This is a genomic window from Balnearium lithotrophicum (assembly GCF_900182585.1).
GTDB classification, from domain to species: Bacteria; Aquificota; Aquificia; order Desulfurobacteriales; family Desulfurobacteriaceae; genus Balnearium; species Balnearium lithotrophicum.
In genome coordinates this window covers 1-6,781 of the sequence record NZ_FXTM01000035.1, presented here as the reverse complement: position 1 = coordinate 6,781, position 6,781 = coordinate 1, and the positions used below count along the sequence as shown (strand labels likewise).

Here is a 6,781-nt window from a genome sequence, read left to right as displayed (position 1 = left end):
GGTTTTTCCGCACCAGTAGAGGTATTTGACGTCTATGAGGACTGTTCCGGGTTTATCGGCTCTAAGTCCTCTTCTGGTGCGGTTCTTTTTCCCTATTTGTTTTCTTTTCTTAAAGTTCCATGTGAGTTTTCTGGTTCTTTCTATTAGATTGTTTCTCTTTAAAACTCTGTAGATGGTTGAAGGAGAGACTTTTATGTTGAGGTATTTTTCTATAAAGACTGATATTTTTTCTTTGCTCCAGGTAGGGAATTTTTCCCTCACTGTGATTATGAGAAGTTCAAGTTCTGGTTCTATCTGAGGTTGTCTTACTCTGTGAGGTCTTTTGTTTCTGTCTTTGAGGCCTTCTAAACCGTACTTTTTGTATCTATTTTTCCACTTGTAGAAGGTGGTTGGACTTATTCCGAAGTATCTGCAGGTTAGTCTTGCATTTTGGTGTTTTTCGTAATGTTGAATCCATTTAAGTCTTTTTCTCACGTTTGGGTCTTTTGTTAGGTCGAGTTTGGTTTTTATTTTCGTTCCTCTTTTGATTGTTTTTTTGAAGGGTGTATTTGATATGTGCAGGGATGCACCTTTGAATTTCTTTAATTGTTTCATTGGTGGACACCTCCTTTTGTTGGAGTTCAAATCTTATTTTAGGGTGTCCACCTTCTTTCTGAACTTCAACAATGTTATTCATGTTATTCAAAGGTTTTTAAAGCTCAACGAACAAAATGTATACTTGATTAAGAAAAATCAAAAATGAGGGAGTAATTGAAAAAGTTACTACCTAAAAAGTACAGCGAGGAAAAGATACTTGAAATTCTAATGAAGTTTAGAGCTCCCCTCATAATCGCCCTCGTAACTGTAATGGCCTCAACTATCGGTTACATGGTAATTTCGGGTGTTGACCTTCTTAGAGCTTTCTACATGACAGTACTTACAGTTACGACAATCGGTTACGGTGAGATGTGGGATATGACAAACAGGGATAGGGTATTCAACCTCTTTGTAATGGTTATAGGTGTTGGAGCAGTAATGGGTTACTCCTTAGCAGTTTTGATTGACCTTGTATCGAGTGGAGAACTCATAAAAATTTTGAGGTTTAGAAAAATGGTAGGGGATATTTCAGCTTTGAAGGGACACTACCTAATCTTTGGCTTTAACGACTACGTGACAGAACTGATTTTTGAACTTCGAAAAAACGGTATTCCTGTAGTTGTAATTAGTGACGACGATAAGCTTGAGGAGTTTGCAGAAGAACACCAAATTAGATACTACCTTAAACTCGACCCTACAAAGGAAAATAGTGTCTATCTTGCAAATGTAAAGTCTGCTGTAGGAGCAATAGTAGCTACAGACAACGATTACAAGAACTTAGCTGTAACCCTTACTGTTAAGAACATAGTTAATAAGGAAAATATATATCCATTTTTCATCTTAGGAATTGTGAAGAATTCCGAGTTTTCAGAAAAACTTAAGCTTGTGGGAGCTGACTTTGTAGAGACAATACCCTCAATAGTCTCAAAGAGGATTTCCGTTCTTGCTAAGAAACCTCCTATTTTCGGAGAGAAATCTCTTTTAGAGGAAATACTATTCGGGGAACATGTTTTTATAGATATCGAGGAATTTATGGTTCAACCGAACTCTCCATTAGTAGGAAAAAGCCTGAAGGAATTAAAGTTAAAGAACAAATTTGGAATAACCATCATAGCAATAAGAAAAAGGGACGGAAGAGTTATCTATACTCCCAACAGTGATACGGTAATAGAAGCACTTGACCTATTGGTCGTGGTAGCTCCTGCCGAAAGGATAAAAAGGGTTATAAAGGTCCTTTCCAAAGGGGGAGTTACTTCGAGAAGTTCCATTCTGAGGAAAAAGCTGAAGGAGAGATTGGAGGGATAGTATGGACTGGGGAAAGGTAGGAACGGCTTTTTTTGTAATGATGTCACTAACAACTACCGTTGGTTTTGTCTACGATAAAGACCCTTACGAGTTAATAGCTTCTGTTACATTTAACTTAATAGCAACTCTTCTTAAGCTCGGAAGTAAAAAAACTCTCAGTGCAGAGCTCTTAGCAACAAGCCTTGCAGCCGACCTTCACCTAATTCCTGCCCTCATATTCTACGAAATGGGAACAAGACTCAGTTTGGTGGAGGCCTTGGCCTGGGGAGCTTTAGTTGCAAATGTTTTCTCTGTAGTTCTTCTTATAGTAGAAACTGTTATGGAGTCAAAGGAAGAGGAGTGGTGGAGTTAGAGTATAATTCGGCCACAAAGGAGGTGAACGTGAAGGTTGCCTTAGCTTGTGACCATGGAGGCTTTAGACTGAAAGAGGTCATAAAAGGTTACTTGGAGGAGCTTGGAGTAGAGTACGTCGATTACGGAACTTATTCAGAGGAGAGCGTAGACTATCCAGACTTTGCCTACAAAGCAGCAAAGGGAATTATTAACGGGGAAGCCGATAGGGGAATCTTTATATGTGGAACGGGAATAGGAATATCTATATCGGCTAATAAGGTTAAAGGAATAAGGGCAGCATTGTGCTACAACATCTATGCTGCTGAAATGAGCAGAAGACACAACAACTCTAACGTCCTCTGTTTAGGGGGAAGGGTTTTGGGTGATGAACTTGCAAAGGCGATTGTAAAAGTATGGTTGGAGACACCATTTGACGGCGGAAGACACGAGAGAAGGATAAGGAAAATCTCAGAGATAGAGAACAAAGAGTGTGGAGGATAGACAATGGAAAATCTCAAAAGAGTAGACCCTGAAATATTTGATGCCCTAAAGTGTGAGTATAAAAGGCAGAACGAGCACTTGGAACTCATAGCCTCAGAAAACTTTACATCTCCTGCTGTAATGGAGGCTCAGGGTTCCGTCCTAACAAACAAGTACGCCGAAGGTTATCCTGGAAAGAGATACTACGGTGGATGTGAGTGTGTTGATATTGCAGAGGAGCTCGCAATAAAGAGGTGTAAGGAGCTCTTTGGTGCAGACCACGTTAACGTTCAGCCCCACTCTGGTTCTCAGGCAAACCAGGCTGTTTATTTGGCAGTTTTAAAGCCGGGAGATACTATCCTTTCAATGAGTCTCTCCCACGGCGGACACCTCTCACACGGTTCTCCTGTAAATATGACCGGTAAGTACTTTAACGTTGTCCAGTACGGAGTTAGAAGGGATACGGAAACTATCGATTTTGACCAGGTCTACAATTTGGCAAAGGAGCATAAACCTAAGCTCATAATATGTGGAGCCTCTGCCTATCCAAGGGTTATAGACTTTGATAAGTTCAGGGAAATAGCAGATGAGGTTGGAGCTCTCCTCATGGCAGATATTGCCCACATAGCAGGGCTCGTTGCTACTGGCCTCCATCCATCCCCGATTGAGGCCTGCCACTTTGTAACAACAACAACCCACAAAACCTTAAGGGGACCCCGTGGTGGTGTCGTAATGTGCAAGGAGGAGTTTGCCAAGGATATAGACAAGGCCGTCTTTCCAGGTCTTCAGGGTGGTCCCTTGATGCACGTAATTGCTGCAAAGGCTGTTGCCTTTAAGGAGGCTTTGTCGTCAGAGTTTACCGAGTATCAGGAGCAGGTAGTAAAGAATGCTAAAGTAATGGCGGAGGAGCTGAAACGCCTTGGGTTTAGGCTTGTTTCAGGTGGAACAGATAACCACCTAATGTTGGTTGACTTAACGGACAAGGGAATAACCGGAAAGGAGGCAGAGGCTGCCTTAGGAAGGGCAAACATCACAGTTAACAAAAATACAATTCCATTTGACACGAGAAGTCCCTTTGTAACAAGTGGAATAAGGATAGGAACCCCTGCAATAACAACGAGGGGAATCAAGGAGGACGAGGCAAGGAGAATCGCTCAGCTCATTGCTGATGTCCTAAACAACATTGAAGATGAAGGAGTAATAGATAGAGTAAGGTCTGAAGTTCTTGAAATCTGCGGAAAACACCCCCTCTATCCTGAACTTAAAAAACACTACTCCTAATAAAAAAGGGGAGCTCCAAGCTCCCCTTTCCCTCAAAGTTAACGTTAAATCACTTTCTTCTCTTTCTCCTCAAGCCAATCAAAGGTAACAGTCCTAATAATCCTGAGAGAGCTCCGCCAAGTCCTGGGGTTGTAGATAGTGAACAACCTCCTCCACCGCCACCACCTGTTGTTGAAGTCGTTTGATTTTCTGACGTTGTTTGTGTCTGATTACCTCCTTGTGGGGTTTCAGCTCCATATCCCATCTCTATCAGCTCTTCCTTAACGTGGTCAGCAAACGAGAGCTCTGTTGGACTCTGGTCAACCTTCTTATCGAAGTATGGAGCAGAGAGGACATCACTGTCGTATGTAAAGTATAGAGGCGTTGTTCTTGTGAAGAATTCACCTGTTAAGACGTTCTCACTTCTTCCGTGGCAATCACTACACTTAAGAGCCTCTGATGCAGGTCTTATATTGTGGGTCATGGCAAAGGCATCACTTGAAGCTGCCAACTTAACTGTTACATCGCTCTTGCCGGTAGCCTGAGAGATTATCTTTGTGAGTGTTTGTATTGCTGCTTCCACTTCTTCTTTAGTATTTATCTCTGGAGCTCCATCGGGAGCATTCTTGTAAAGTCCAGTATCGTCCTTAATCTGAACGTCCACCCCTTCATCGTACTGGCCGTTGAGGTTAACGTCAATGTAGTTCGGGAGAGCTCTCCAGAGAGTCCAGTTACCACTCTGAAGGTCTGAATCATTGGCAATTATTGAATTCTTCTTGACTTTCATCGGAATGTATCCCTTATCACCTGTCCTAACCGGTTTACCCGTAGTTGGGTCTATCTGAGCGATTATGTACTTTGTTGGAAGGTTGGGGTCAAGTCTGAAGGCCTTTGCAAGGTACCTTGCAAGAACAGGTTTAAATTCCCCTTGGGAGTTATCCTCAAAGTAGAGAACTCCCATAGCATTTACAGACTTCAACTTCCAGGTAACCTCTCCTGTATTAAAGTCCCTCTGTGGAAACCAAGCAACATCTGGCCATGTACCGTTAGCTGGGTCTCCATAGAGGTAACCATTTTTATCAAGACCGTTAAAGGTTATTGATGTATTGTTTCCAGAAACTATCCACAGAGGAAGTGTCCAGTCAATCAACTTAACCCTGTAGAAGTACTTCTTTCCAATGTGACACGTAGTACATGCAATTTTATCCATATGGGTTTTGGCAGCCGGTCCCATAACGCTTTCGTGTAGTGAAACAGGGTCTGTGTGGCAGTTTTCACACTTAGCACTTCCTGCCATCTGGTGCCACATTACGCCGTGGGCGGGTCCTGCATTACCTTTCGCAAAATCGTGGGAAGGCGCAAGAACCGTAGTATTCGGGAAGTAACCTTCTCCTATATAGTCATGCTTAACAGGCTGGTGACAGTCAACGCAGCCCTTAACGTTGTTTGCTCCCACATAGTTAGCCCACTGGTGAACTTCTACATTCTTCGGAACTCCATTTTCATCGGCAAAGTTTTCACTGAAGAACCAGACCTTTGCCTCCTTCATAAAGTCAGGCTGAACAAACTTTGGGTCCTTTCCCTGAATGACAAAGTCCATAGGAGTTATCTTTCCATCTCCGTTGATGTCATCCCATCCACCACCGTGACACTGGCTACAGTGTTGGTCGTTTGCTTTGCCGATTACATTGTGGTTAATCTGAATGCCACTTATAGAGTTATCAACGTCAAGAGAGGTGTTGTATGTAAATTCCTTCGTTGACATATTTAGCTGAGCCAAACCACTTGCAGCTGTATCGGCTCCAGCCAAATAGTGAAGCTTCGCAACAGATATCCTATAGTTTAGGATTCCATTATGACTCTTAATTGAATCAAGCTTTGAGTGGCAGAGAAAACATGCTGGAGCCATGGTATTGTTTATTGTTTGATTTCCAACCTGAACTTTCCAATCGTATGGAACAAATTTCTTATCCTTGGAGCTCCAAAGGGCATAGTCACCGGGAATTTTACCGCTGTCAAAGATTGACTGGATTTCATCCAACGTTTTCTCGTATAGGAAATTGTCGTTTCTATCCTTCTCAAGTGGACCACCACCGGGGTGACACATTCCACACTTGAATGCATAGTTTGGAGTTGTTAAGTCAACGGTTCCAGGGTTTGTTCCTTCTACCGGCGCCAACTGGCGGTAGGCAGGAGGTCAGAGCTTTCCATACATACCCATATCAAGTTTATTCAATTCCTTAGGAAGGCCATTTGTAAACTGTGTATCGCCGTACTTACTGTAGTAGTTCTTCTCGTAAATGTCCTTCGAGAGAATTGCCAATCTTCCTTGTTGAAAGTGGTAGGCAGTTCCAATAAAGTCGATGTCGTGACATGAACCACAACTTTTCCTAACATCAACAGGAAGCTTTGACTGGTCAACTGGATTTCCAAACTGGTCCTTCAAAGTTACATCTGGGTGTCCCAAGGCATTGAGAGAAAGGGCAAGTATAAAGACGGTACTGGCCAAAAGTTCCCTCCTCATAGCTCCCTCCTATTTTTATTTACATTTTTTATTTTAGTCACGAATATTAGTTATTGTCAATATTGTGTTCTCGTTCAATACATGGTGGACACCCTGGAGTTTTTTAATATATTCCTCAAACTTCTCTACTGGAGTCTTATAACCAAGACCTTGATGAGGCCTAACGAAGTTGTAAAAGCTTAGATACCTAAATAGTTTCCTGTTCATTTCATCAACTGTCGGCTCAGTCCCTTCTATCATCCACAGTTCCTTCTCCACCGTCTGTATGAACCTTTCAACATGTGCATTGGTCTTGGGAGACCT

8 protein-coding genes are annotated in these 6,781 nt (G+C 42.3%); 4 read left to right on the top strand and 4 right to left on the bottom strand.

What is annotated here, in order from left to right:
• Positions 1-594, bottom strand: a 594-nt coding sequence (locus FN732_RS09175; RefSeq protein ID WP_142935472.1) for a helix-turn-helix domain-containing protein, incomplete at its 3' end; no start/stop codon positions are given.
• A gap of 156 nt (positions 595-750) precedes the next feature.
• On the opposite strand from FN732_RS09175, the gene FN732_RS09170 reads away from it, so the two are divergent.
• Genes FN732_RS09170 through FN732_RS09155 form a run of 4 tightly spaced genes read left to right on the top strand, consistent with a single transcriptional unit; the run spans position 751 to position 3,975 of the window.
• Complete coding sequence (locus FN732_RS09170; RefSeq protein WP_246051371.1) at positions 751-1,881, top strand: potassium channel family protein; 1,131 nt, start codon at positions 751-753, stop codon at positions 1,879-1,881.
• 1 nt (position 1,882) lies between these two features.
• Complete coding sequence (locus FN732_RS09165; RefSeq protein WP_142936244.1) at positions 1,883-2,233, top strand: DUF6394 family protein; 351 nt, start codon at positions 1,883-1,885, stop codon at positions 2,231-2,233.
• Positions 2,234-2,262: 29 nt separating this feature from the next.
• Positions 2,263-2,715 (top strand): ribose 5-phosphate isomerase B, encoded by a 453-nt coding sequence (gene rpiB, locus FN732_RS09160; protein WP_142936243.1) that lies wholly within the window; start codon positions 2,263-2,265, stop codon positions 2,713-2,715.
• 3 nt (positions 2,716-2,718) lie between these two features.
• Positions 2,719-3,975 carry a serine hydroxymethyltransferase gene (locus FN732_RS09155; protein WP_142936242.1) on the top strand — a complete coding sequence of 419 codons (1,257 nt, stop codon included), beginning with the start codon at positions 2,719-2,721 and terminating at the stop codon, positions 3,973-3,975.
• Positions 3,976-4,024: 49 nt separating this feature from the next.
• Here the strand turns inward: FN732_RS09155 and FN732_RS09150 are convergent, their stop codons facing one another.
• The 3 genes from FN732_RS09150 to FN732_RS09140 all read right to left on the bottom strand — a co-directional run.
• Positions 4,025-6,133 carry a cytochrome c3 family protein gene (locus tag FN732_RS09150; protein WP_142936241.1) on the bottom strand — a complete coding sequence of 703 codons (2,109 nt, stop codon included), beginning with the start codon at positions 6,131-6,133 and terminating at the stop codon, positions 4,025-4,027.
• 18 nt (positions 6,134-6,151) lie between these two features.
• Positions 6,152-6,478: a hypothetical protein gene (locus FN732_RS09145; protein WP_142936240.1), complete on the bottom strand. Its 327-nt coding sequence runs from the start codon at positions 6,476-6,478 to the stop codon at positions 6,152-6,154.
• A 33-nt stretch (positions 6,479-6,511) separates the two neighbouring features.
• Positions 6,512-6,781 (bottom strand): integrase core domain-containing protein (locus FN732_RS09140; protein WP_142936239.1); only part of this gene is annotated, 270 nt, incomplete at its 5' end.